Below are 25,958 nucleotides of genomic sequence, written 5' to 3' on the forward strand. Positions count from 1 at the left end.
CTTACTTTAGGGTCAGAGCGTCTTGTACTAACGCTTTTTGTTGTTTCTGGTGTACAGACATATAACCTACCGCTGGCGATGCCGAGGCGGCACGCCCAGCGTAGCTGAGTGTGGCACCATCCGGTAAAGCTGCACGGAAGTTGTGCTGGCTGCTGTACCAAGCCCCTTGGTTTTGTGGCTCTTCTTGACACCATACAAAGTCTTTTGCATTGCCGTAAGGCGCAATCACTTCTTTCACCGCCTCAAGCGGGAACGGATAAAGTTGCTCGATACGAACAATGGCTACGTCATCGATTTCTTGCTCGCGGCGTGCTTTCAGCAAATCGTAATAGACCTTACCGGCACACATAACCACCCGTTTCACCTTGCTTGGATCCAGATCATCCATTTCACCGATAGCGGGTTGGAAATCGCCCTCTGTCAGATCGTCTAGGCTGGATACACAAAGCGGATGGCGTAGCAAGGATTTAGGTGACATAACCACCAATGGTCGACGCATCGGGCGAACAACTTGACGGCGTAGCATATGATAAACCTGAGCGGGGCTCGAGGGCACCACGACCTGCATATTTTGCTCGGCACATAATTGCAAATACCGCTCTAAGCGCGCGGAAGAGTGCTCAGGGCCCTGCCCTTCATAACCGTGAGGGAGCAACATGGTTAAACCACACATCCGGCGCCACTTCTGCTCGCCAGAGCTGATGAACTGGTCAATCACAACTTGCGCGCCATTACCAAAATCGCCAAATTGCGCTTCCCATACCGTTAAGCCACCCGGCTCTGCGGTCGCATAGCCATACTCAAATGCCACGACGGCCGCTTCAGACAACACAGAGTCATAAATTTCGAACGGCCCTTGCTTATTATGGATATTGGCAAGGGGGACATAGGTACTGCCATCGCCTTGGTTATGTAACACCGCGTGACGATGGAAGAAAGTACCACGACCAGTATCTTGGCCCGTAATACGAACACGCTTGCCGTCGTCCACCAGCGTGGCATAGGCCAATGTCTCGGCCATCCCCCAGTCAACAGGTTTTTCACCATCAATCATCGCTTTACGATCTTTGTAAAGCTTACCGACTCGGCTGTGTAGCGTATGGCTATCTGGCAATTGACAGATACGGTTACCAAGCTCTTTCAGCCGTTTGGCATCAAACTTGTTCGCCCACTCAACCGTCCAGTCGTGGCCGAGATAAGGGGTCCAGTCGACCGAGTGCAACACCATTGGGCGCCACTCTTTCACTACGCATTCACCGCTGTCCAACAGATCACGGTATTCGTTAATCAATTCGGTCGCTTTTTCTAGGTTGGCAATGCCTTGTTGATCAAGCACATCCGCATAGAGTTTGCGCGGCGTCGGATGTTTTTTGATCTTCTGGTACATCATCGGCTGCGTGGCATTCGGTTCATCCGCTTCGTTATGGCCATGACGGCGATAACAGACCAAATCAATGACCACATCGCGTTGAAACTCATTACGAAAATCAAGCGCTAAACGCGACACAAATGCTACCGCTTCGGGATCGTCGGCATTGACGTGGAAAATCGGCGCCTGAACCATTTTCGCGATATCGGTGCAGTACTGGGTTGAGCGAGAATCTGCCGGATTTGAGGTTGTAAAACCAATCTGATTGTTCACCACAATCCGCACCGTGCCGCCCACTTGGAAGCCCCGCGCTTGAGACATATTAAAGGTCTCTTGCACCACGCCTTGTCCCGCAATCGACGCATCGCCATGAATGGTGATCGGCAATACGCTTGAGCCTGTGCTGTCTTCGAGTCGGTCTTGACGCGCACGCACGGAGCCCATGACCACTGGATTAACAATTTCAAGGTGTGACGGGTTGAACGCTAAAGCAAGATGAACGTCACCACCTGGGGTCGCAAAGTCAGATGAGAACCCCTGATGATATTTCACATCACCGGTTCCCCAACTTTCATCTTGTTTCCCTGCGAACTCATCAAATAACTCTGACGGCTTTTTACCCAGCACATTGACTAAGACATTGAGTCGACCACGGTGAGCCATCCCAACAACCACTTCACGCCCACCGTTACTTCCCGCATGGCGAATAAGCTCTTTGAGCATAGGAATGAGCGAGTCGCCCCCTTCAAGCGAGAAACGTTTTGCCCCAGGGAATTTAGCCCCCAAATACCGTTCAAGGCCTTCTGCTGCCGTTAGCTCTTCCAAAAAGGTGAGCTTCTCTTCCTCGCTAAATTGTGGCTGCCCCACAACTGATTCGAGGCGGCTTTGAATCCAACGCTTTTCTTCGGTATCTGTAATGTGCATGTACTCAGCACCAATTGACCCGCAATAGGTCTTTTGCAGTGCGTCATACAACTCACCTAATTGCATATTGTCTTTGCCAATTGCAAATGAGCCGACATTAAAGGTCTCGTTAAAATCCTGCTCGTTAAGAGAATGGAAGTCAGGTGACAAATCGGGGACAGGTTTACGTTTCCATAATCCGAGGGGGTCTAAACTGGCCTGTTGATGGCCACGGAAACGGAACGCATTGATCAGTTGAAGAACTTTGACTTGTTTCGCGTCTACATCTGGATCATTGACTGAAGCACTTGCACGCGATGTATCGGTAGCTAAGCGTCGAAAGTAATCGCGAACTCGAGAGTGGGGTTGTTCTACCGCGGTATCACTCACCACTGGTAGCTGGTCAAAGACCGCTCTCCATTCTTGATCAACTAACTCCGGGTCACTGAGGTACATTTCGTAGAGATCTTCTACGTACGTTGCATTGGCGCCAGCCAAATGAGAAGACTCTAACCAAGCCTTCATCACGCCATTTTGCATTGTTATCCCTTAACCACTAGTTATTTATCCAAACACCGGTTCTAAGCCGGGTTACCTGTTATTAAGCCCCGTCCTAGAACGGGGCATTTTTTATCTACGTTATTGGTTCAGCGTTTTAAACGCCGCGCTGAATCAGCATTGACTTAATGTGCCCAATTGCCTTGGTTGGATTAAGCCCTTTTGGACATACACTGACACAGTTCATTATTCCGTGGCAACGGAAGACACTAAAAGCGTCGTCTAGATCAGATAACCGTTCTTCGGTTGCCGTATCACGGCTATCAGCCAGCCAACGATAAGCGGCAAGAAGGCCTGCAGGGCCGACGAACTTGTCAGGGTTCCACCAAAACGATGGGCACGCCGTACTACAGCAAGCACACATGATGCACTCATACAAACCATCAAGCTCTGCTCTATCTTCCGGCGCTTGAAGGTTCTCACGCGACGGTGGTGTCTCATCGTTGATCAAATAAGGTTTGACGCGCTCGTAGTTCTCATAGAACTGCCCCATATCGATAATGAGATCACGCACTACGGGCAAACCAGGCAACGGACGAATAACAATCTCCGACTTATCCATTAGCGAGGATAAAGGCGTGATGCATGCCAGCCCATTTTTACCGTTCATATTGACACCGTCAGAGCCACAGACTCCCTCTCGACACGAGCGACGGAATGACAGCGTTGGATCCTGCTCTTTGAGTTGAAACAGCGCATCCAAAAGCATCATATCTGACGACCCTTCAGGGACGTCGAGTGTGTAATCCTTCATGTATGGCGCATCGTCCACATCTGGATTATAGCGATAGACTGAAAAATTAACGTTCATCGTTTCGACCCCCTTAATAAGTACGTGCTTTCGGTGGGAAAGCGTCACGATGCACAGGCGCCATATTGACGTCGCGCTTGGACATGGTTTCCGTTTCTGGGTTATAGATGGAGTGACACAACCAATTCTCGTCATCACGCTCTTGGTAGTCGAAGCGCGCATGAGCACCACGGCTTTCCGTCCGATAATACGCGGAGACCGCCGTTGAATAGGCAGTTTCCATCAGGTTCTCCAGCTCCAAACACTCGACGCGCTGGGTGTTAAACTCTGTTGATGTATCATCAAGGCGTGCTGTTTTGAGTCGCTCACGGATAGCATCCAACTCTTTCAGCCCTTTTTCCATCGCTTCGCCTTCTCGGAACACCGAGAAGTTTTCTTGCATACACGCTTGAAGGTCTTTGCGAATTTCTACTGGGTCTTCACCCTGCTGAGTACTATTCCAGCGATTGACGCGAGCCAGAGAGGCTTCAATGTCTGATTCACTGGCGTCTCTTGCTTCCACCTGCGCTGCCAAGGTTTCCCCTAGGTGTAACCCTGTTGCACGGCCGAAGACAACCAAGTCTAAGAGCGAGTTGCCCCCTAAGCGGTTGGCGCCATGTACAGAGACACTGGCGATTTCACCGCAGGCAAAAAGCCCTTGAACTTCGATATCATTGCCCAGTGGATCTTGTTTAATGGCTTGGCCGGATACTTGCGTTGGAATGCCTCCCATCATGTAGTGACACGTTGGGATAACAGGAATCGGCTCTTTGATCGGATCGACATGTGCAAAAGTGCGCGACAAATCCAAGATACCCGGCAAGCGCGATTCCAGTACATCTTTGCCGAGATGGTCGAGCTTCAGCTTAATGTGTGGGCCCCATGGCCCCTCACAGCCGCGTCCTTCACGGATCTCGATCATCATTGATCGGGCAACCACGTCACGACCCGCAAGGTCTTTTGCATTAGGCGCATAACGCTCCATGAAGCGTTCACCATCTTTATTGAGTAGATAGCCACCCTCACCACGACAGCCTTCTGTCACCAAGACACCGGCACCCGCAATGCCTGTGGGGTGGAATTGCCACATTTCCATGTCCTGCATCGGTACGCCAGCACGGAGCGCCATACCGACACCATCACCGGTATTGATGTGCGCGTTGGTGGTTGACTGATAAATACGGCCTGCGCCCCCAGTCGCCAACACGGTTGCTTTCGATTTGAAGTAACAAATCTCACCCGTTTCCATGCACATCGCCGTTGCACCGACAATCACTCCATCTTGGTTTTTGACCAGATCAAGGGCATACCACTCTGAAAAAATCGTCGTTTTGTTTTTGATGTTTTGTTGGTAAAGCGTATGCAATAGGGCATGGCCAGTTCGGTCTGCCGCCGCGGCGGTACGTGCCGCTTGCTCGCCCCCAAATTCTTTTGATTGACCGCCAAAGGGTCGTTGATAGATCGAACCATCTTCAAAGCGAGAAAAGGGCAATCCCATTTTCTCTAGCTCAATGACTGACTGCGGGCCTGTTTTACACATGTATTCGATAGCGTCTTGATCACCAATATAATCGGAGCCTTTGACGGTGTCGTACATATGCCATTGCCAATTATCCTTGTGCGAGTTACCCAGTGCCACTGTAATCCCGCCCTGTGCTGACACAGTATGAGAGCGAGTTGGGAACACTTTAGATAACAGCGCACACGTTAGGCCCTGCTCGGATATTTGCAGTGCCGCGCGCATACCGGCGCCACCTGCTCCAATAACGATTGCATCAAATTCGCGAACTGGAATACTCACTTACACACCCCACAATACAAAGAAACCGGCAAACACATAGATGAGAAGCGTGGCGACAACAGCAAGCTGTAATACACCGCGCAGCAAGGCTGGCTTGATATAATCAGTCAACACCTGCCACATCCCAATCCAGCCGTGGATCAGCACAGAGACCAGGGCCAACATGGTAAAGACCTTCGTGCTGGTCTGGCCGAAAAACGCTGTCCATGAGGCATACGTAATCTCAGGGCCAAAGACGGCAAAACCGACCATATAAAGTGTGTAAAGTGTGATGAGAATCGCAGTAGCTCGGACCAGCACATAATCGTGCACACCGTTGCGACCCACCGATGAAATATTTTTTGTTACCATACTAAAACCCCCGCCAACACAGCTAGCACGCCTGCAATTACAAACGAGACTTGGGCACTTTTTGCCCCCGACTCCAGCTCTTCAAAGTAACCCAGGTCTTGGATTAAATGACGAATCCCGCCAACGATGTGATAAGCCAGCGCCGTCAAAATGCCCCAAAGTACGAGCTTGACGAAGAAGGTATCGAGTATCGCAGCAGCAGATTGAAATCCATCAGGAGAAGAGAGAGACAGGCTAAGCAGCCACAGTAGGATGGCGATCGAAACAAAGGTGATCACACCTGATATCCGATGCAAAATAGACGCAATCGCTGTAATGGGGAAGCGAATCGTCTTAAGGTCGAGGTTTACGGGTCTTGACTTTCTTTCTTTCACGATATTGCCCACTCAGCTCTATTGAGCATTTATAGTTATTACACTCTCTGAACCTCAGTACTCAAAGCGTAAGACCTGCAACATCTGCGTAACGCGCTTCATGTACCTTATTGCTTATAACTGCAATTTTCGGTGAATGGATCACGTCAGTTAGGAAAGGTGTTTGAGCCCCTAAACGCTCTAGGATACTGATTTGCCCAGAGACCTCGAAAAAGTATACGTGGCGTAACAGACAATTACAAACGCACAAAATTGACCGGAATCTCACAACAGATATTTAACCCCCATTGCACATAAGTTATTAACTAACGCACATAAGTTATTAACTGACGCACACATCGATAGGTTAAAAATTGACATAATAGAGGTCGATCGGTAAAACGGTCGGGTCCGTATCCTGGATGGGATTATAAAATAACAAAGGAGATTGTTATGGCAGAGAAGAAAGCTACCCTACATATCGAAGGGAAAGCACCAATCGAACTGCCGATTATCGGAGGCACTGTCGGCCCGGATGTGATCGATGTGCGCAAGCTAGTCAATGAAGGTTACTTCACGTTTGATCCAGGGTTTGTTGCGACAGGATCTTGCGATTCGCAAATCACCTACATCGACGGCGAAGCGGGTGTTTTACTACACCGTGGTTTTCCGATAGATCAACTTGCCAATAACGCTGATTACTTAGAAGTCTGTTACATCCTGCTCTACGGCGAAGTCCCTACAAAAAAACAATACGATGGTTTTCGTTCTATGATCGTGCGCCACACCATGGTTCACGAACAAATCGCGAGTTTCTTCCATGGTTTCCGTCGTGATGCTCACCCTATGGCCGTTATAGTCGGGGTTGTAGGGGCGCTTGCCGCGTTCTACCACGATTCTCTCGACATCAACAATGATAAACACCGTGAAATTACGGCGTTTCGTTTGCTGTCGAAGATGCCTACCCTGGCGGCTATGTGTTACAAGTATTCGATTGGCCAGCCATTTATTTATCCACGTAACGATCTGGACTACGCAGAGAACTTCCTTCATATGATGTTTGCCACACCATGTGAAGAATATGAGGTGAATCCGGTAGTTGCGCGCGCGATGGATAAGATTTTCACCCTACACGCGGATCATGAGCAAAACGCCTCAACATCCACGGTACGCCTAGCGGGATCATCGGGAGCCAATCCGTTTGCTTGTATTGCTGCCGGTATCGCGTCCTTGTGGGGGCCGGCACATGGCGGGGCCAATGAAGCTTGCCTGCGCATGCTTGAGCAAATCGGCCATGTCGATAACATTCCTGAGTACATTGAACGCGCTAAGGATAAAGATGATCCTTTCCGCTTAATGGGCTTTGGTCACCGGGTTTATAAGAACTATGACCCACGTGCAACGGTCATGCGCGAAGCATGTCATGAAGTGCTTGAAGAGCTACAAATTCAAGACCCGTTATTGGATGTGGCGATGGAGTTAGAACGCATCGCACTCTCCGATCAATACTTCATCGACAAGAAATTGTATCCGAATGTCGATTTCTACTCGGGCATCATCCTCAAAGCCATCGGTATTCCCACATCGATGTTTACCGTTATCTTCGCGATGTCGCGGACGATCGGTTGGATTGCTCATTGGAACGAAATGCATACGGATCCACACAAGCGCATTGGTCGTCCACGCCAGCTTTACTCAGGCTATACCCAGCGTGAATTCACGCCGATGGATAAACGCGATTAACTGCGACACCTTGATGATAGAGCTAACGAAGCCGCCTCGATGGGCGGCTTTTTTTATGCGGGATTGTCGATATCGACAAAGTGCGTGGTAAGCCCATGATGGTCAGCTAACCACTCACCCAACGCTTTAACCCCATAACGTTCTGTTGCATGGTGCCCCGCGGCAACATAATGCACACCCTGCTCGCGCGCTGAAAACGTGGTTCGCTCAGAAATTTCACCCGATAAATACGCATCCATGCCTTGCTCGGCGGCTAAGTCGATAAAGTCTTGCGCCCCTCCCGTGCACAGGCCGACGGTCTCTATCCGTGCTGTCCTGCCACCGTCAACGACAAGTGGCGTTCGGTTAAGCACGGTCGCAACTTGTTGCTCGAATTGGCCAAGAGTCATCGGTGTTGATAATTTGCCATAGACAGGAATGGAGACTGGATTATTGGGCTCCAAGCCACCTATGATCTCAATCCCCAATCGTTTGGCTAGCTGGGCGTTGTTGCCTAATGTGGGATGGATATCAAGCGGCAAATGGTAACCGTATAAGTTGATACCGTTTTCAATCAACATCTTAATCCGTTGATACTTCATGCCGCGTATTGATTGCGACTCACCACGCCAAAAGTAGCCATGATGAACCAAGATAGCATCGGCTTGATATTCAATTGCTTTATCAATTAAGTCTTGGCAGGCCGTCACGCCAGTAACAATGGTTTGTACATTATCGCGGCCTTGAACTTGTAATCCGTTTGGGCTGTAGTCTTTAACTTGTTCAGGTTTCAGTTCAGCGTTAAGCAGGGCTTCTAGCTGGAAATTATTCATAGCAATCACATTCACTTGCGAGACAATGGGAACAGTGTAACCTGACAAGCAAAGATAAAAAAAGCGGCTAGCATTGATGCTAACCGCCTTTTTCAACCACACGAAGTTGTGCGTTTAAATCAGACCTTCGCGGGTTACAGATAGCCCCCAGCTTTCTCGGACTCAGCCAGCCATACAGGTTTGGTGCTGTCTTTAAGCCATACTTGGTGCAAATGGCTATAAATACGAGAAGCTAGCGATGGCGCAATCAGCGTTGGCAGGCAAGTGATGCCCGCCACTACGACAACACAACGACGCAGAACAACACGGGTTTTATCGAACGGTTTATACATAGCGAACCTCACTCATCTGACCAGTTATGTGTGAAGTCTATCATTATTTTTGTAGCATTACTACATTTTGCTGGTTTTTTATCCTAAAAATACGTTTTTGGTATTAACAAACGATTAACAAGGTAATTAAATTACATTATGGCTTATCTGCGGTCACACCACTCACCGGACACGTTGTTTGCCAATAGGGAACAAATACAGGCGGATATAAAATGGCTACAACGCCAATTTCCGTTGTTGTCTTCTGAGCAGTTTTCGCTTGTACCGCACGGACTTTTCTCGGCCGTCTCGGTATCGGCATCTAAACCGTACGCGGGCCCTAGGCGAATTGGCTTTTATTATCAATGGTTGCTCACTGAGTTAATCCATCATCATCCTCACTTGCGACTAGAAGCAGAAGAAATACAGGTTAATGAGGCTGGAAAAACACGAGGTGCCATTGATTTTTTGATTGAGTACCAAGGGCAGTTAGAACACTGGGAAGTCGCGGTAAAATTTTATCTTGCTCATCAGAATCGCTGGCTGGGTCCGAACGCCAAGGACGCACTCGATATTAAAGTTGCGCGCATGATTGACCATCAATTGGCTCTGTCGAGTCATCCAAGCTTTTGCCAACAGTTTCCTCATTGGCGGCCCACCCAAAAACGCTTAATGGTTCAAGGCCGGCTTTACCGTCATTACAGCCAGGATACTGACCTGCCCGACTGGCCTCCCGTTAATGCGGCAAGTGTCGGTGGTTGGTGGTGCTGGCCTGACGAACTGCCAACAGACAGAGAATTTGCCATGTTGGCCCGCGATCAATGGTTATCTCTGCCAGAATTTGGGGAGTTACCCCCCATTGTCCCAGGCAGTCTCGGTAACATAGACCGCACGTGTCATTTGTTAGATAACACACAAACACCTTGGTTCGTAGTGCCGAACACTTGGCCTAATAACGCACCTTCGCCCGCCCCCAAAAAATAAAAAGCGCGCACTTAATCGTGCACGCTTTTTGCAAACGGAGAACGGAAACAGCGCGCTAGACGCCCTGTTGCTCAAACACGCGATCGACAATTTGTTGCGCTTCCTGTTCAATCAAGCGCAAGTGTTGCTCGCCTTTAAAGCTCTCACAGTAGATTTTATAAATGTCTTCGGTTCCTGATGGGCGAGCCGCAAACCAACCATGATCCGTGACCACTTTGAGTCCGCCAATTGCCGCGCCGTTACCTGGTGCATGAGTCAATTTAGCGGTGATGACATCCCCTGCTAAGGTGTCAGCCGTCACCATTTCCGGGCGCAGTTGGCTCAGCACCTGCTTTTGTTGCGCGTTAGCGACCGCTTGCAAACGGTTATAGGCAGGATCCCCATGTTTATCCGCCAGCTTTTGATAATAAGCCTGTGGTGTCAGCCCCGTCACCGCCAGGATTTCTGCCGCCAGTAAGCAAAGAATAATACCATCTTTATCGGTAGACCAAGGCTGACCATCAAAGGTTAAAAACGACGCCCCCGCACTCTCTTCACCGCCAAAGCCAAGCGTCCCCTCATGCAAACCAGGCACGAACCACTTGAAGCCGACCGGGACTTCAACCAGCGGGCGTGATAAGTCATTGACGACTTTATCGATGATGGCACTAGACACCAGTGTTTTACCGACACCTAACCCTGCAGGCCACTGCTGACGATGTCGGAATAAATAATCAATGCACACCGCCAAGTAATGATTAGGGTTCATCAAACCGGCGGGGGTCACAATGCCGTGACGATCAAAGTCGGGATCATTACCAAAAGCCAAGTCATAATCGTCTTTATAAGCGAGCAACCCAGCCATCGCATAAGCAGACGAACAATCCATCCGGATCACGCCATCACTATCGCGCGGCATAAAGCCAAACGTCGGGTCGACATGATCGTTAATCAAGGTAATATCGAGTTGATACTGAGTCGCAATCTGTTGCCAATAGGCGATACCTGCACCACCTAAAGGGTCAACAGCCAGCTTTAATCCCGCTTTTTGAATAGCTTCAATATCAACCACCTGCGTCAGACCGGCAACATAAGGAGTCACGAGATCTTTTTCAACGTAATAGTCGCTGGCCATCGCCGCATCAATATCGATGTGTTGAACACCCTCTAAATAGGTATCGATGTATCGATTGGCTCGGGATTCAATCGCCTTGGTGATTTCTCCCTCTGCCGGCCCGCCATGTGGCGGATTATATTTAATGCCACCATCTTGCGGTGGATTATGTGAAGGGGTAATGACAATGCCATCCGCTTGTTCAGCATGATCACGATTATAAGCCAGAATTTGCTGGGAAATGCCCGGTGTTGGCGTATAGCCCTGATTTACCTGTGCGATAATTTGCACCTGATTCGCCGCCAACACTTGTATAACCGCCCCAAACGCAGGCGCAGACAATGCATGCGTATCTTTACCGACAAACACTGGCCCTGTGATGCCACGGGCTTGGCGTTCATCACAGATTGCCTGTGCAATCGCTAAAATATGATCACGATTGAAGGTGGTGTTTAATGCGCTCCCGCGATGACCTGACGTACCAAAAGCAACTTGTTGTTCGGGTTGCCCTGGTCGAGGTTGAGCTTGGAAAAAACGCGTAACAAGTGCAGGAATATCACACAAGTCTGCTGCTTGTGCGCGTTGTCCTGCTTGGGGATGCACTGCCATATTTCTCTTCTCCCATGAGTGGCATAGATTAAATCGCGTTCACAACCTTCTCGGTCAAATCACTGGGGAACTGCATTTTTTCCATCAACTGCTCCACCATTTGGCGTTTGCGACCAGTGTTGGTATTGGTGATGACCCAAAAAGGTGTATCTGGAATCTGTTTAGGTTTGGTTGTTTTGCCGCTTTCCAACAGTGTTTGTGGATTATCGGAAAAATACAGACGAGTGCGTCCTTTTAACGCCATACCGTCGGCAAAACCTTGCTGATCAACACGGTATAAAGTGGTTAGGACAAGCATAAAACGGCCTATGGCACGATCTTGTGCGGCAAACTCATCTGAGATCAAAAGCGTTCGCATCGCTTTGACACGATCAGTGGACACACTCCGTCCAGCATCTTTACTGACAACAATGCCACTAGAACGAGAGGACGTCGTCGGCGCAGCTTGACTGGGCTGCGGTGCCGCATCCGACAGTAATAGGCGACGTAAAATGTCTGATGCACTTTCGCCAATATGCTGGGTTTGGCTGGCAATATAACGGTATAGATCGTCGTCAACCTCAATCGTTTTCATTGTTTTTCATCGCGTCCTGTTTATCGTTTGACGGGGCGATTATACAGAGATAGATAGGTATACTCTACGTTAAAGCCAGTAATCTGAGAGAAAAGCAACGTGTTGTTAAATGGAAAATCTCGTGGTGAGGGGTCACCACTCGTATTAATCCACGGTTTATTTGGGGATCTGGATAATTTAGGTGGGCTAGCTAAAAGCCTTGCTCAGCATTTTTGTGTCTATCAGATTGATCTCCCCAACCATGGACAGTCCTATCATACTAAGAGTATGGATTATCAAAGCCAGTCAGATGCTGTGGTTGCTTGGATGAACGCGCAACGTCTTGAGACGGTCACGCTGGTGGGCCATTCGATGGGCGGCAAAGTCGCCATGGCCATCGCCCAGCGTTTTCCCGAGCGCGTCTCGCAGCTGGTTGTGATGGACATTGCCCCCGTCGACTACCAAGTTAGCCGACATGACAATGTCTTTAACGCACTACGCGAGACCCAAACAGTTACCTTAGAAAATCGCCAGCAAGCGCAATCGATCATGAATCGATCGATCGAAAACCCAGGTGTGACCCAATTTTTATTGAAATCACTCTATAAAACCGATCACGGTCACTACGACTGGCGCTTTAATATTGATAATCTTTATCACGGTTATCGTGACATCATGGGGTGGACAGCCTTTGGACCGTATTCAGGCCCAACATTATTTGTTAAAGGACAGAACTCTGAATACATCCAGTCTGAGCATCGCGATACCATTGTCGCGCAGTTCCCCCATTCAAAAGCGCACATGGTGGCAGGCACAGGGCATTGGCTACATGCAGAAAAGCCAGCCGTGGTCGCAAGTGTCATCGAACGCTTTTTAATGCCGGGCGAGCGTTAACAGTTAAGCAACCCTTGTGGTATATTGCGCCGCAGAAGTCGGTGCTCAATGGAGGCACGCATGCTTTACGAGCACTTTCAATTGCTCGAAAAAATTGGTCTAGATCTCGTCTTCGCCGCGATTTTCTTTTTTATCGGCATGGCAATTAAAGACGTGTTACGTGAGGGCAACGTACCAGTATTCGGTCGACGAATCGTCTGGTTTGTGCTCACGCTAGGCTGTGTCGGCTTTATCGTAAAAGGGGTTATTCAATTGGTTTGGGAAGGCGTCGGTATCGGCTAACCCAACGGAGAATAATCGCCTATGCATATGGGTGTGAAAAAGCACGGCTTTTTCTTAAATTCGAGTTAGTTGCAAACAGCAACCCACTGACAAAAACGGGTATTTTTATATGGCGAGTGTAGGTCTCTTCTTTGGTAGTGACACAGGCAACACTGAAGCAATTGCGAAAAGCATTCAAAAGCAGCTGGGCAAGCAAATGGTCCACGTGCAAGACATCGCGAAAAGCAGCAAAGAAGATATTGATAACTTCGATCTGCTGCTGATCGGGATCCCAACTTGGTATTATGGTGAAGCGCAGTGTGATTGGGATGATTTCTTTCCCGAGCTAGAGCAAATCGACTTTTCCACCAAACTCGTTGCCATTTTCGGCTGTGGTGACCAAGAAGATTACGCAGAGTACTTCTGTGACGCAATGGGCACAGTGCGTGATATTATTGAAGCCAAGGGCGCGACCATCATTGGTCACTGGCCAACGGCAGGATACGAGTTTGAAGCCTCGCAAGCCCTTGTGGATGATAGCCATTTTGTCGGCTTATGCGTTGATGAAGATCGCCAACCAGAGTTGACCGACGAACGTGTGAGCAAATGGGTTAAGCAAATTCACGAAGAAATGTGTTTAGCCGAACTCGAAGGCTAAGACACACTGATTCGAGAGACGAAAAAACGCCAAGGCAAGCTTAGCCTTGGCGTTTTTTATTACGCAGCTTCTTTGGGCGAGATATCACGGTATTGCCGTTTCTTTCTCACATACAGCGTGCGCTTGACTTCTGCAACTACCTCGCCATGTGCATCTTTCACATGCACCACAAATTCGGGTAACACCTTGTCACCCTGCCCTGCCTTGTGCTGAATATCGGTTAATACCGCTTCGCTGATCACAAAATCTGCATATAAATCGGTGGTCCCAGGCTTGATGAAATTGATATCAGCTTGCTTGTCCCACACATGGTACTGTGGCCCTAAAATGCCCATTAACATCAATGCGTAAACAGGATCAGTTAAGGAGAAGATACTGCCGCCATATTGAGTACGATTGGCATTTTTGTTCCACCAACGTAACTTTAATCGCATATTGACACGTTTAAAGTCAGGGCTGATGTTTTCAATGCGAATACCGGCTCCCCAAAACGGTGGCCAGCTATTAAGTGCCCACTTCACCACTCGTGGCTTATAGAAACGATTCATGGTCTATTGACTTCCTTATCTGGTCCAACCAGGCAATATTCACATCTTGTAAACATTGATGCAACCACAGATGAACAATTTTCGTACGCAGAAAGCATGGCTGATGTAGCGAGAGCAGTGCAATTTTGATAGTCTTATAGAATATTTCCTTGCTAATCCAACTGTCTTCACAGAGACAGAAAACAGGTAGATACACATGTCAGACAATAACCAGGCGTTGAAGCAAGCTGGGCTGAAAGTCACGCTCCCACGACTCAAGATCCTAGAAGTGCTGCAACAGCCAGATTGCCAGCACATCAGTGCCGAAGACCTGTATAAGAAGTTAATTGATCTAGGCGAAGAAATTGGCCTAGCGACGGTCTACCGCGTATTAAACCAATTTGATGATGCGGGCATTGTAACGCGTCACCATTTTGAAGGCGGTAAATCGGTCTTTGAACTCGCGACACAGCATCATCACGATCACTTAGTTTGTCTTGATTGCGGTAAAGTCATTGAGTTTTCTGACGACTTAATTGAAGAGCGTCAGAAAGAGATTGCCGCCCGCTTTAATGTGAAATTAACCAACCATAGCCTGTATCTGTATGGCCATTGTCAGGAGGGCGACTGCAAAGCCGATCCTTCCATTCACAACGCAGATTAATCGATGCTCACCGACTAGCGGTGTGACATAACAACAAAAAAGCCGGCGTGATAAACACGCCGGCTTTTTATTACTTCCCTTCTATTTTCGCCCAAGTATCCCTTAGGCTCACTGTTCGGTTAAAAACAAGTGCATCGGGTTGGCTATCTTTGTTATCGACACAGAAATAGCCCGTCCGCTCGAACTGATAACCTTTTTCAGCCGGCGCATTCTGCATACTTGGCTCGACATAGCCTTGCTGTACTTGCAGTGATTCTGGATTAATCGTCTCGGCAAAGTTATCTGCACTTGCTGGGTTAGGTACCGTAAAGAGGCGATCATACAAACGGAACTCAGCAGGTAACGCCTTATCGGCAGATACCCAATGAATAACGCCTTTGACTTTACGACCATCGGCTGGGTCTTTCCCTAACGTATCGGGATCGTAGCGACAATACACCGTGGTAATATTGCCGTCTTCGTCCTTGTCACAGCGTTCTGCTTTCACCACATAGGCATTACGCAAACGCACTTCTTTGTCTAACACCAGACGCTTATATTTTTTGTTTGCTGATTCGCGGAAGTCTTCGCGCTCAATCCAGATTTCACTCGAGAAGGGTATCTGGCGGGTTCCCATTTCGGGTTGGTTCGGATGATTCGGCGCGTCAAGCCACTCAACACCGTCTGTTTTGTTTTCAATCACCAGTTTAATGGGATCAAGAACAGCCATTGCGCGCGGTGCGTTGTCGTTCAAGTCGTCACGGACACAAGACTCCAAAGAGCTCATTTCAATGGTGTTGTCTTGCTTAGTGACACCAATACGCTGACAAAACTCACGAATCGACGCCGGTGTATAGCCGCGACGACGTAAGCCAGAGATAGTCAGCATACGTGGGTCATCCCAACCATTAACGAGTTGTTCTTCCACCAATTGATTGAGTTTACGTTTCGACATCACCGTGTATTCGAGATTCAGACGGCTAAATTCATACTGATGAGGCGTACAATCAATGGTGATGTTTTCCAGTACCCAATCATACAATCGACGGTTGTCTTGAAACTCTAACGTACAAAGTGAGTGAGTAATGCCCTCAAGCGCATCAGAAATGCAGTGGGTGAAGTCATACATTGGGTAAATGCACCACTTATCCCCAGTTTGGTGATGATGGACAAAACGAACGCGATAAAGCACAGGATCACGCATCACCATAAACGGCGATGCCATATCTATTTTGGCTCGTAGACAGGCTTTTCCTTCTTCGAACTCCCCCGCGCGCATTTTTTCAAACAGTGCGAGGTTTTCTTCAACAGTACGCTCACGGTAAGGGCTATGTTTGCCCGGCGCCGTCAGGGTACCGCGATACTCGCGGATCTCATCGGGTGTGAGCTCTTCAACATACGCCAATCCTTTTTTAATCAACTCGATGGCATAACCATAAAGCTTATCAAAGTAGTTTGAGGAGTAACGCACCTCTCCCGCCCAATCAAAGCCTAGCCACTGCACATCACGCTTGATTGACGCGACATACTCAACGTTTTCTTTCTCTGGGTTGGTATCGTCAAAACGCAGGTTACATTCACCCTGATAGTCTTGCGCAATCCCAAAATTCAAACAAATTGATTTAGCATGGCCAATGTGCAAATACCCATTCGGCTCCGGTGGGAAACGTGTCACGATCGCTGTGTGTTTCCCTTCCGCCAAATCTTTATCAATGATTTGGCGAATAAAGTTAGTGGGACGAGCTTCAGCATCACTCATCAAGGTTACCTCGTATCAAAAATGCGAATTTTAAAGCTACATAGACGTTATGATCGCCTATTCCGCCCTCTGACTCAACCCGTTGTTGTGATTGTCTTTGCTACGCTCTCTTAATTGTTACTTTTTTAGACGAAACCAACATGCTCCGTGGATAAAAAAAACGCCCAGCAACCCGCTGAGCGTTTTCATCGTCATTATTTATCATTCAAACTAAGTTTAAGGCAACGACACCTTGGAGAGATCTTCATCTTCAGGGATCTGCTTGAGCTCCCCGGCAATAATCTCTGCCAATGGACCGAGGATAACCTGCAAGTTATTTTCGCCGAGTTTGACCACGCCCATCGCACCAATCGCTTTCAGCTTCGCTTCATCAACAATATCACGGTCAGCAACTGACAGACGCAAACGCGTAATACAGGCATCAATCGAAGTCAGGTTTTGATGGCCGCCTAATGCTTTCAAGTATTGACGCGCAAGTTCACGGTTATCACTCTTGCCATTGTTGTTGGCAGGCGCACTTTCAACCGCGTCATCTTCTCGACCTGGCGTTTTCAAGTTCATTGCCATGATAGCCGCTCGGAAGGTGGCATAGTAGAGCACAAAGAACACCAGCCCCATGACAGGAAGCATATACCACTCGTTGGCGACGGGGTTTTTCGAAGACAACACCAAGTCAACAAGGCCTGCCGAGAAACCAAAGCCTGCCGTCCAGTTGAACGTTGCAGCAATGAACAACGAAATACCGGTCAAGAACGCATGCAAGACAAACAGCACTGGCGCGACGAACAGGAAGGCAAACTCAAGCGGTTCAGTCACCCCGGTAAAGAAAGACGCAAAGCCTGCAGCAATCATGATCGATGCCACACGTGCTTTATTCTCTGGGCGAGCGGTGTGATACATAGCCAACGCTGCACCCGGTAGGCCAAACATCATCACGGGGAAGAAACCGGCCATATACATGCCTGTAGTGCCTTTAATCGCCTCACCAGATTCTAGGCCTTGCGCACCGAGCCAGAAACGACCCAAGTCATTTATCCCGACGGTATCGAACCAGAATACCGCATTCAGCGCATGATGCAGCCCGACTGGAATAAGCAGGCGGTTAAAGAAGCCGTAAATACCCGCACCGGCGGCGCCTAAGTTGGTAATGCTTTCACCGAAGTGAACCAGGCCACCAAACACCACAGGCCAGACAAACATCAGTACAAACGAAATGGCGATAGCCACCACAGATACCAGGATAGGTACCAAGCGTTTACCACTAAAGAAGGCCAACGCTTTTGGCAGCTCAACGCCGCTATAGCGATTATAAAGCTCAGCCGATACCACACCAATCAAGATACCGATAAACTGGTTATTGATTTTGCTAAACGCTAACTCATTGTTACCCAGAGAAATATCGATTAAACCAATTTGGCTAACCGCGCCTGGGGCACATAACGTGGTGATCACCATAAAGCCAACAAAGCCCGCTAGTGCCGCCGCACCGTCTTTATCTTTTGACATCCCATATGCCACACCAATGGCAAATAAGACGGACATGTTATCAATGATCGCCGCGCCTGACTTAATCATAAAAGCAGCAAGGGCGTTATTTGCGCCCCAACCGGTTGGATCCAGCCAATAGCCGACCCCCATTAAGATCGCAGCTGCAGGTAGTACTGCTACCGGCACCATCAGCGCACGACCTATACGTTGTGCATAACCAAGAATATTCACCGTCGTTCCCCCTGTGTATTTTTCTGTGTTCAGCAATTGTGCGTCTATGCGCCTTTGCTGGAACCACCACTTGAGCATTCACTCAAGGACTTTTTATTAAATCACTTCTTTTGTAAAGCAATGTTACTCACTTGCAGTTTATGGCAATAAATTCGCTTCGCAAATTAAACCCGTGCTATTTGTGAGAATCATCACCGAATAACCCCAAAACAGAAGAAAGTTGTTAGCCTGATCATAAAACTTATTTTATGATGAAAATAAATGCACATATCCGTTATGCTAGAGCCTAGATTCCGGAACCGATTACCGAGGTGACTCATGCGACTCATTCCTTTACAAACCAGCCAGCAAGTTGGTCTTTGGTCGGCGCGTTACATCGTCGATACCATTAACCAGTTTGCCCCAACCACAGACCACCCTTTTGTGTTAGGTTTGCCGACCGGTGGCACCCCACTGAATACCTACAACCAATTGATTAAACTTCATAAAAAAGGCGAAATCAGCTTTGAACATGTGGTGACATTCAATATGGACGAATACTGTGGTATCCCGGCCAATCATCCGCAGGCCTATCGTACCTTTATGTATGAAAACTTCTTTAACCACATTGATATTCAGGAAAAAAACATCAACCTGCTTGATGGAAATGCGACCGATATCGAGGCGGAATGCCAACGCTATGAAGAAAAAATCAAAGCCTACGGCAAAATTCATCTCTTTATGGGCGGTGTGGGTAACGATGGCCACATTGCATTTAATGAACCGGCCTCTTCGCTAGCATCACGAACTCGGATCAAAACCTTGACCGAAGACACGCGTGTGGCAAACTCTCGCTTCTTTGATAATGATATCAATCAAGTGCCAAAACACGCGCTCACCATTGGTGTTGGTACGCTACTCGATGCCGAAGAAGTCATGATTCTGGTTACTGGTGCCAATAAAGCGCAAGCGCTCGAAGCGGCGGTGGAAGGGTCAGTCAATCATCTTTGGACCGTCTCGGCACTGCAGCTTCATCCCAAGGCCATGATTGTGTGCGATTCGCCCTCAACCGCAGAGCTAAAAGTCAAAACGGTCAAGTACTTTCAAGAGCTTGAAGCCCAAAATATCCATCATTTATAAGGAATTTAAGCATGTATGCCCTAACCCACTGCCGGATTTTTACTGGCCATGAGGTACTTGATAATCATGCCATCGTCATTCGGGAAGGCCTGATTGCAGACGTGTGCCCACAACATGCGCTTTCCACTGACATTGAAACACGCAGTCTAGAAGGTGCGATGGTTAGCCCTGGTTTTATTGATCTGCAGCTGAATGGCTGTGGCGGCGTGATGTTTAATGATGACATTACGTCCGAAACCATCGATACCATGCACCAAGCGAATCTTAAATCAGGTTGCACTAATTTCCTGCCTACCCTGATCACCAGCTCTGATGCCGATATGAAAGCCGCTGTCGCGGCAATGCGGGACCATAAAGCCAAGCACCCGCATCAAGCAGTTGGGTTGCATTTAGAAGGACCTTATTTAAATACTCAAAAAAAAGGAATTCATAGCGCTGATTATATTCGCCCAAGTAGCGATGACATGATTGCATACTTATGCGATAACGCAGACGTCATTACAAAAGTTACTGTCGCGCCCGAGCTCACCCCCCGCGCCCATATCCAGGCGCTGACAAAGGCAGGGATTATTGTCTCGGCAGGACATACCAATGCGACCTACGCTGAAGCGAGAGAGGGCTTCGCCAATGGTATCGGCTTTGCTACGCACCTGTTTAATGCCATGACATCGATCACAGGGCGCGAGCCTGGGATGGTCGGTGCGATTTATGATACTCCCGATGTTTATACCGGCGTGATTGCTGATGGCTTTCATGTGTCATATGCCAATATTCGACTCGCGCACCAAGTAAAAAGGGATAAATTAGTGTTGGTTACCGATGCAGTCGCACCAGCAGGAGCCGACATGGATCACTTTATTTTTGTAGGTAAGAAAGTATATTACCGCGACGGTAAGTGTGTTGATGAAAATGGTACACTTGGCGGCTCAGCATTGACGATGGACCGAGCGGTGCATAACAGTGTTGAGCATGTAGGGATCGCCTTGGATGAAGCCTTGCGGATGGCGACGCTCTATCCTGCTCGCGCAATGGGCATTGATCAGCATTATGGCAGTATTCGTCCCGGAAAAGTCGCGAATCTTGCCATTTTTGACCGTTCAATCAACATTCAAGCAACGATCGTAAACGGGCACTATTTACACAGCTAGGACACCTATGACTGGCGGAAAAATTGGGAATGTCGATCTCGTAAAGCAATTGAACGGCGCAGCCGTTTATCGACTCATTGATCAACAAGGGCCTATTTCACGCATACAAATTGCTGATGTGAGTCGACTGGCTCCTGCAAGTGTGACAAAAATAACCCGCCAACTCTTGGAAAGAGGCCTGATCAAAGAAGTGGCACAACAGGCCTCAACCGGTGGACGTCGCGCCATTTCACTGACCACCGAGTGCGCCCCTTTTCATACGCTTGCCGTGCGATTGGGGCGTCATTTTATTGAGCTATCTTTGTATGACTTAAGCGGCGCCTCACTGGCTGAGCACGGTGAAACCTTTCATTACCAAGATCAAGATCAGTTGGTCAAAGGCTTAATCGATATCGTGAGCCAATTTATTGATACTCACCAACATGCCATTAGAGAGCTCATTGCCATTTCGGTTGTGATGCCAGGTTTGGTCGACCCAGATTCTGGTGTGGTCGAGTACATGCCCAATATTAATATTCAGCAACTCGCGCTCGCCGATACACTGCGCGATGAATTTGGCGTGCAAGCCTTTGTTGGCAACGATATTCGAGGACAAGCACTCGCTGAGCACTACTTTGGCGCCAGTCAAGACTACTACGATTCAATGCTGGTCAGTGTGCATCACGGAACCGGGGCAGGGATTATCGTCAATGGCCAGATTTTTCTCGGTCACAACCGGAATGTGGGTGAACTCGGCCATGTTCAAATCGACCCTCTCGGTAAAAAATGCCAATGTGGTAACTTTGGCTGCCTGGAAACCGTCGCATCAAACGAGGCCATCATTGAGCATGCGCAGCAATTATTGGCTCAAGGTCATCCCAGCAGCCTAACGCACGATCAAACGTTAACCATCGAGGCCATTTGCCAAGCCGCCGAGCAAGGCGATGAGCTGGCTCGTCAAGTCTTAGTCAAAGTCGGTAATCATTTGGGTAAAGCGATCGCGATGACGGTCAACCTGTTTAACCCACAGCTGGTCGTCATTGCGGGTAAGATCACCGCCGCCAAAAGTGTGGTATTCCCCGCCATTGAGCGCTGTGTAGAAAACCAGTCACTGCCAAGCTTCCACCAAAAACTGGCAATCGTTAGCGCGGATTTACAAACTCAGCCAACCATGGCGGCGTTTGCTTTAGTCAAGCGTGCGATGCTAAACGGTGAACTCCTTCAACAGTTACTCGAAGAATAATGCTATCGGGCTTGCTCCTCTGTAAGCCCGTTTTTCTCCCCTTTTCACATCTATCCCTCATCGGCCAAGTTAGTGACTATTTTACATTCACAGATTGACCACAAAACGTGTACATTATAGCCACGTGACAGACAAGACGTTGTCTCATTCAACTCTGGAATAAGTATAAAATATGGAACTGGTTTTTATCTCAACCGCTTTTGTTAGTGGCTACATATTAATGCGCTGCCACCTTCCCCCCTTAGTTGGCTTTCTGCTTGCCGGTTTTGCTCTCCATGCAATGGGGTATCAATCCACCCCCGTGATCACCCAGCTGGCCGAACTAGGGGTCACCCTTCTCCTTTTTACAATTGGGTTAAAGCTCGATGTCAAAACGCTGTTTGCTAAAGAAATTTGGTTTGGAGCTACCGCGCACAATGTGCTGACAACCGGCTTTTTTACCTTAGCGCTAATGGGCCTGAAAGCCTTGAGTCTTCCCATGCTATCAAGCATGGGCCTGTCAGAGATGCTGCTACTCGGTTTTGCGTTATCTTTTTCTAGCACCGTTTTTGCGATTAAAGCCTTACAAGATAAAGGCGAACTCAACGCGACGTATGGTACCTTGGCGATTGGCATGCTGATCATGCAAGACATCTTCGCGGTGATCTTTTTGACAGCCACCTCAGGAAAAACACCTGATTTGACCGCATTATTGTTATTCGCTTTGCCTCTGCTCAAGCCCGTACTCGGCAAGCTACTCGATAAGGCAGGCCATGGGGAAATGCTGGTACTCTACGCTATTTTCCTTGCACTGGTTGCTGGCGCCGGGCTATTTGGCGCGGTCGGGATTAAGCCTGATTTGGGCGCACTCATCTTGGGAATGTTACTCGCCAGTCATCCCCGCGCATCAGAAATGGCTAAATCTCTATTTAATATTAAAGAGTTATTCTTAATCTGCTTTTTCCTCAATATTGGCTTATCCGAGCAACCTACTTGGCAAAGTTTTAGTTTTGCGTTGATTTTAATGTTGCTGCTGCCGATAAAAGGCATTTTGTATTATTGGGTCGTTAGTGGTTTTCGCTATCGTGTGCGCACCGCGCTGTTTACCTCCCTTACCTTGTTCAACTTCAGTGAATTTGGTCTCATTGTCGGTGGACTGGCGTACCAAACCGGATTAATGCCTGGGCCGATTCTTGTCTCTATTGCGATCGCGGTCTCGCTCAGCTTTATCTTCTCTGCGCCGCTGAATACCTTTAGTAACGCGTTGTATACATGGGCCTCGCGCTGGTTACCCGAGCGTGCTCCAGATAAACTTCATACCAGTGAACAACCCATTAATCTCGGTGACGCCAGCATATTGGTATTGGGGATGGGGCGTATCGGCACGGGCGCCTACGATGAATTGGCCACCACTCACCAGCAGCCCATCGTGGGGATTGATACCCGAGAGGAATCCGTCGCTCACCACCAGCAAGAAGGACGGCAGGTGATCCTGGGTGATGCCACCGACCCCGACTTTTGGTCCCGAGCGGTCTCAAATGGCAACGTATCACTGATTTTACTTGCGATGCCCAATAGCCAAGCCAATACACTGGCACTGGAAGAAATCCGGCAAACGCCCTTTAAGGGCAAAGTGGCCGCGATTGCTAAGTACCAAGATGAGTTGGAGCAACTTAAGGCTCTGGGTGTGGACGAAGCCTTTAATATCTACCAAGAAGCAGGCAGTGGCTTTGCCCGCCATGTGCGAGAGCGCTTTTCGTCATCGGCTGACTAGCGCCGTTTTATCGCTGTTTTCTCCCTTATGACGCACAAGACGCTGACGCTTCTTGTGCGTTTTTGTATGTTATCTGTGCTATTTTTAGTTTTCATTCACTATTTATCGTTATTTTTAAATAATATTCATCACTGGCACGATTTAGATAACGAATTTGTTTTACCTGCTTGTGCATTTCCTCTCCCCAAGGCACAGTGTCTCTACATTGTGGCCACCACGTTGGCACCATATGACTGCCACAGCACATGGCTGCCACAGCACATCAATCAACACTATGGAGAGGAAAATTATGTGTTCAATCTTTGGAGCGCTCGACATTAAAACCGATCCGCAACAATTGCGTGACGTTGCGCTCAAAATGTCAAAAACCATGCGCCATCGAGGGCCTGACTGGTCGGGGATCTATTCATCAGATAAAGCTATTTTGGTCCATGAGCGCCTTGCGATTGTCGATCTTAACAGTGGTGCACAGCCACTTTATAACCCACAACAAACCCAAGCTTTGGCAGTGAACGGTGAGATCTACAATCACAAAGAGCTTCGTGCCGAATTCGCGGCGGATTATCCGTTCCAAACAGAATCAGATTGCGAAATTATTTTGGCGTTATACCAAGAAAAAGGCGCTGAGCTGCTGGATTACTTAAACGGTATTTTTGCCTTTATTTTGTACGATGAAGAGCAAGATGCCTACTTGATTGGCCGCGATCATATTGGCATTATTCCGCTGTATCACGGCCATGATGAGCACGGTAACTATTATGTAGCGTCAGAAATGAAAGCACTGACACCGGTATGTAAAACCATCAGCGAATTCCCTCCTGGTCACTTTTTATGGAGTAAACAGGGTGAGCCTGTCCGCTACTATAAGCGCGATTGGATGGACTATGATGCCGTCAAAGACAACCGCACCGATAAAGCCGCGCTCAAAGAGGCGTTAGAAAGTGCCGTACATCGTCAGCTCATGACCGATGTGCCGTATGGCGTATTACTCTCTGGCGGGCTCGATTCTTCCGTGATCTCTGCGATCACCAAACAGTTTGCGGCGAACCGCGTTGAAGATGATGACCAAAGCCAGGCTTGGTGGCCGCGTTTGCACTCATTTGCGATTGGTCTTGAGGGCGCGCCTGACTTAAAAGCAGCCAAAGAGGTTGCCGATCATCTAGGGACTGTTCATCACGAATTCACTTACAGCATTCAAGAAGGGCTAGACGCCATTCGCGATGTGATTTATCACATTGAAACCTATGATGTGACGACTATTCGCGCCTCTACACCTATGTATTTGATGTCACGCAAAATTCGCGCGATGGGGATCAAAATGGTGCTCTCCGGTGAAGGCGCCGATGAAGTTTTTGGCGGATATTTGTATTTCCACAAAGCGCCCAACGCACAAGAATTCCACGAGGAAACCGTGCGTAAACTGCTCGCGCTAAACATGTTCGATTGTGCCCGCGCCAACAAATCGATGGCCGCCTGGGGGGTGGAAGCCCGTGTGCCTTTCCTCGATAAAGCATTTTTGGAAGTGGCGATGCAAATCAAACCGGACGATAAAATGTGCGGTAACGGTAAAATGGAAAAACACATCATTCGTGAGTGCTTTGGCGATTTACTGCCTGAATCAGTGGCATGGCGACAAAAAGAGCAGTTTAGCGATGGGGTTGGCTATGGCTGGATTGATACCTTAAAAACCATTGCCGACGAAAAGGTCAGCGACCAGCAGTTAGCCACCGCTGAATTTCGCTTTCCATACAACACGCCGACCACCAAAGAAGCGTATATGTATCGTGAAATCTTCGCAGAGCTTTTCCCGCTCGACGATGCGGCGAAATGCGTTCCAGGCGGCCCATCAATTGCTTGCTCAAGTGCCAAAGCCATTGAGTGGGATGAGTCTTTCAAAAACCAAGCCGATCCCTCTGGCCGCGCCGTACGCACTGTCCATGAAAAGGCGTATCAATAACACCGCCCTTATCCTCGCAATAAAAAACCGCCAAATTGGCGGTTTTTTTATTCGCATTCAAAGCCTCT

The 25,958-nt window shown here is 48.5% G+C and carries 23 protein-coding genes; 11 read left to right on the top strand and 12 right to left on the bottom strand.

Features of this window, described 5'->3' with window-relative positions; genetic code table 11:
• Window position 1: 1 nt before the first annotated feature.
• From sucA to sdhC, 5 genes are all read right to left on the bottom strand, one after another.
• On the bottom strand, window positions 2–2,812 hold the full coding sequence (gene sucA / locus BZJ21_RS00275) for a 2-oxoglutarate dehydrogenase E1 component (protein WP_077668843.1): 2,811 nt from the start codon (window positions 2,810–2,812) through the stop codon (window positions 2–4).
• A gap of 115 nt (window positions 2,813–2,927) precedes the next feature.
• Entirely contained in the window at window positions 2,928–3,641 is a 714-nt protein-coding gene (locus tag BZJ21_RS00280; protein WP_077668844.1) for a succinate dehydrogenase iron-sulfur subunit, read from the bottom strand.
• Between the two features lie 13 nt (window positions 3,642–3,654).
• Window positions 3,655–5,421 carry a succinate dehydrogenase flavoprotein subunit gene (gene sdhA / locus BZJ21_RS00285; protein WP_021022457.1) on the bottom strand — a complete coding sequence of 589 codons (1,767 nt, stop codon included), beginning with the start codon at window positions 5,419–5,421 and terminating at the stop codon, window positions 3,655–3,657.
• Window positions 5,422–5,772 carry a succinate dehydrogenase, hydrophobic membrane anchor protein gene (sdhD, locus tag BZJ21_RS00290; RefSeq protein ID WP_021022458.1) on the bottom strand — a complete coding sequence of 117 codons (351 nt, stop codon included), beginning with the start codon at window positions 5,770–5,772 and terminating at the stop codon, window positions 5,422–5,424.
• A complete protein-coding gene (gene sdhC, locus BZJ21_RS00295; protein ID WP_021022459.1) occupies window positions 5,766–6,158 on the bottom strand; it encodes a succinate dehydrogenase cytochrome b556 subunit in 393 nt (130 codons plus the stop codon). The genes sdhD and sdhC overlap by 7 nt, the downstream gene beginning before the upstream one ends.
• Before the next feature lie 420 nt (window positions 6,159–6,578).
• Between sdhC and BZJ21_RS00300 the strand changes: the two genes are divergently transcribed.
• On the top strand, window positions 6,579–7,868 hold the full coding sequence (locus BZJ21_RS00300; RefSeq protein WP_077668845.1) for a citrate synthase: 1,290 nt from the start codon (window positions 6,579–6,581) through the stop codon (window positions 7,866–7,868).
• A gap of 53 nt (window positions 7,869–7,921) precedes the next feature.
• On the opposite strand, the gene BZJ21_RS00305 is transcribed toward BZJ21_RS00300, so the two are convergent.
• Window positions 7,922–8,680 carry a Nif3-like dinuclear metal center hexameric protein gene (locus tag BZJ21_RS00305; RefSeq protein ID WP_025744307.1) on the bottom strand — a complete coding sequence of 253 codons (759 nt, stop codon included), beginning with the start codon at window positions 8,678–8,680 and terminating at the stop codon, window positions 7,922–7,924.
• 134 nt (window positions 8,681–8,814) lie between these two features.
• The gene (locus BZJ21_RS00310; protein WP_021022462.1) at window positions 8,815–9,012 is read right to left on the bottom strand and encodes a DUF2517 family protein; all 198 of its coding nucleotides are present in this window, start codon (window positions 9,010–9,012) and stop codon (window positions 8,815–8,817) included.
• Window positions 9,013–9,150: 138 nt separating this feature from the next.
• On the opposite strand from BZJ21_RS00310, the gene BZJ21_RS00315 reads away from it, so the two are divergent.
• Window positions 9,151–9,975, top strand: coding sequence for a DUF1853 family protein (locus BZJ21_RS00315; protein WP_077668846.1), 825 nt, complete (start codon window positions 9,151–9,153; stop codon window positions 9,973–9,975).
• A 55-nt stretch (window positions 9,976–10,030) separates the two neighbouring features.
• On the opposite strand, the gene pgm is transcribed toward BZJ21_RS00315, so the two are convergent.
• Together pgm and seqA are read right to left on the bottom strand one after the other, a co-directional pair.
• Window positions 10,031–11,677: a phosphoglucomutase (alpha-D-glucose-1,6-bisphosphate-dependent) gene (gene pgm, locus BZJ21_RS00320; RefSeq protein WP_077668847.1), complete on the bottom strand. Its 1,647-nt coding sequence runs from the start codon at window positions 11,675–11,677 to the stop codon at window positions 10,031–10,033.
• Between the two features lie 28 nt (window positions 11,678–11,705).
• Window positions 11,706–12,251: a replication initiation negative regulator SeqA gene (gene seqA, locus BZJ21_RS00325; protein ID WP_021022465.1), complete on the bottom strand. Its 546-nt coding sequence runs from the start codon at window positions 12,249–12,251 to the stop codon at window positions 11,706–11,708.
• Window positions 12,252–12,350: 99 nt separating this feature from the next.
• Between seqA and BZJ21_RS00330 the strand changes: the two genes are divergently transcribed.
• The 3 genes from BZJ21_RS00330 (at window position 12,351) to fldA (ending at window position 14,043) form a co-directional block, all read left to right on the top strand.
• Complete coding sequence (locus BZJ21_RS00330; protein WP_021022466.1) at window positions 12,351–13,124, top strand: alpha/beta fold hydrolase; 774 nt, start codon at window positions 12,351–12,353, stop codon at window positions 13,122–13,124.
• 60 nt (window positions 13,125–13,184) lie between these two features.
• Window positions 13,185–13,406: a DUF2788 domain-containing protein gene (locus BZJ21_RS00335; protein WP_021022467.1), complete on the top strand. Its 222-nt coding sequence runs from the start codon at window positions 13,185–13,187 to the stop codon at window positions 13,404–13,406.
• A 109-nt stretch (window positions 13,407–13,515) separates the two neighbouring features.
• On the top strand, window positions 13,516–14,043 hold the full coding sequence (fldA, locus tag BZJ21_RS00340; protein WP_077668848.1) for a flavodoxin FldA: 528 nt from the start codon (window positions 13,516–13,518) through the stop codon (window positions 14,041–14,043).
• Between the two features lie 59 nt (window positions 14,044–14,102).
• On the opposite strand, the gene BZJ21_RS00345 is transcribed toward fldA, so the two are convergent.
• On the bottom strand, window positions 14,103–14,591 hold the full coding sequence (locus BZJ21_RS00345) for a DUF4442 domain-containing protein (protein WP_021022469.1): 489 nt from the start codon (window positions 14,589–14,591) through the stop codon (window positions 14,103–14,105).
• 196 nt (window positions 14,592–14,787) lie between these two features.
• Between BZJ21_RS00345 and fcrX the strand changes: the two genes are divergently transcribed.
• Complete coding sequence (gene fcrX / locus BZJ21_RS00350; RefSeq protein WP_021022470.1) at window positions 14,788–15,234, top strand: ferric iron uptake transcriptional regulator FcrX; 447 nt, start codon at window positions 14,788–14,790, stop codon at window positions 15,232–15,234.
• Window positions 15,235–15,304: 70 nt separating this feature from the next.
• Here the strand turns inward: fcrX and glnS are convergent, their stop codons facing one another.
• Both glnS and nagE read right to left on the bottom strand, forming a co-directional pair.
• Entirely contained in the window at window positions 15,305–16,972 is a 1,668-nt protein-coding gene (gene glnS / locus BZJ21_RS00355) for a glutamine--tRNA ligase (RefSeq protein WP_077668849.1), read from the bottom strand.
• A gap of 216 nt (window positions 16,973–17,188) precedes the next feature.
• Complete coding sequence (gene nagE, locus BZJ21_RS00360; protein ID WP_077460160.1) at window positions 17,189–18,691, bottom strand: N-acetylglucosamine-specific PTS transporter subunit IIBC; 1,503 nt, start codon at window positions 18,689–18,691, stop codon at window positions 17,189–17,191.
• A 318-nt stretch (window positions 18,692–19,009) separates the two neighbouring features.
• On the opposite strand from nagE, the gene nagB reads away from it, so the two are divergent.
• From nagB to asnB, 5 genes are all read left to right on the top strand, one after another.
• Window positions 19,010–19,810 carry a glucosamine-6-phosphate deaminase gene (nagB, locus tag BZJ21_RS00365; protein WP_077668850.1) on the top strand — a complete coding sequence of 267 codons (801 nt, stop codon included), beginning with the start codon at window positions 19,010–19,012 and terminating at the stop codon, window positions 19,808–19,810.
• Window positions 19,811–19,821: 11 nt separating this feature from the next.
• A complete protein-coding gene (gene nagA, locus BZJ21_RS00370; protein WP_077575873.1) occupies window positions 19,822–20,958 on the top strand; it encodes an N-acetylglucosamine-6-phosphate deacetylase in 1,137 nt (378 codons plus the stop codon).
• A 7-nt stretch (window positions 20,959–20,965) separates the two neighbouring features.
• A complete protein-coding gene (nagC, locus tag BZJ21_RS00375) occupies window positions 20,966–22,180 on the top strand; it encodes a DNA-binding transcriptional regulator NagC (protein WP_077575874.1) in 1,215 nt (404 codons plus the stop codon).
• 172 nt (window positions 22,181–22,352) lie between these two features.
• Window positions 22,353–23,933 (top strand): cation:proton antiporter family protein, encoded by a 1,581-nt coding sequence (locus tag BZJ21_RS00380; protein ID WP_077668851.1) that lies wholly within the window; start codon window positions 22,353–22,355, stop codon window positions 23,931–23,933.
• Window positions 23,934–24,222: 289 nt separating this feature from the next.
• Window positions 24,223–25,890 (top strand): asparagine synthase B, encoded by a 1,668-nt coding sequence (gene asnB, locus BZJ21_RS00385; protein ID WP_077575876.1) that lies wholly within the window; start codon window positions 24,223–24,225, stop codon window positions 25,888–25,890.
• Window positions 25,891–25,958: the final 68 nt, after the last annotated feature.

It is taken from the genome of Salinivibrio costicola subsp. alcaliphilus (genome assembly GCF_001996185.1).
GTDB classification, from domain to species: Bacteria; Pseudomonadota; Gammaproteobacteria; order Enterobacterales; family Vibrionaceae; genus Salinivibrio; species Salinivibrio costicola.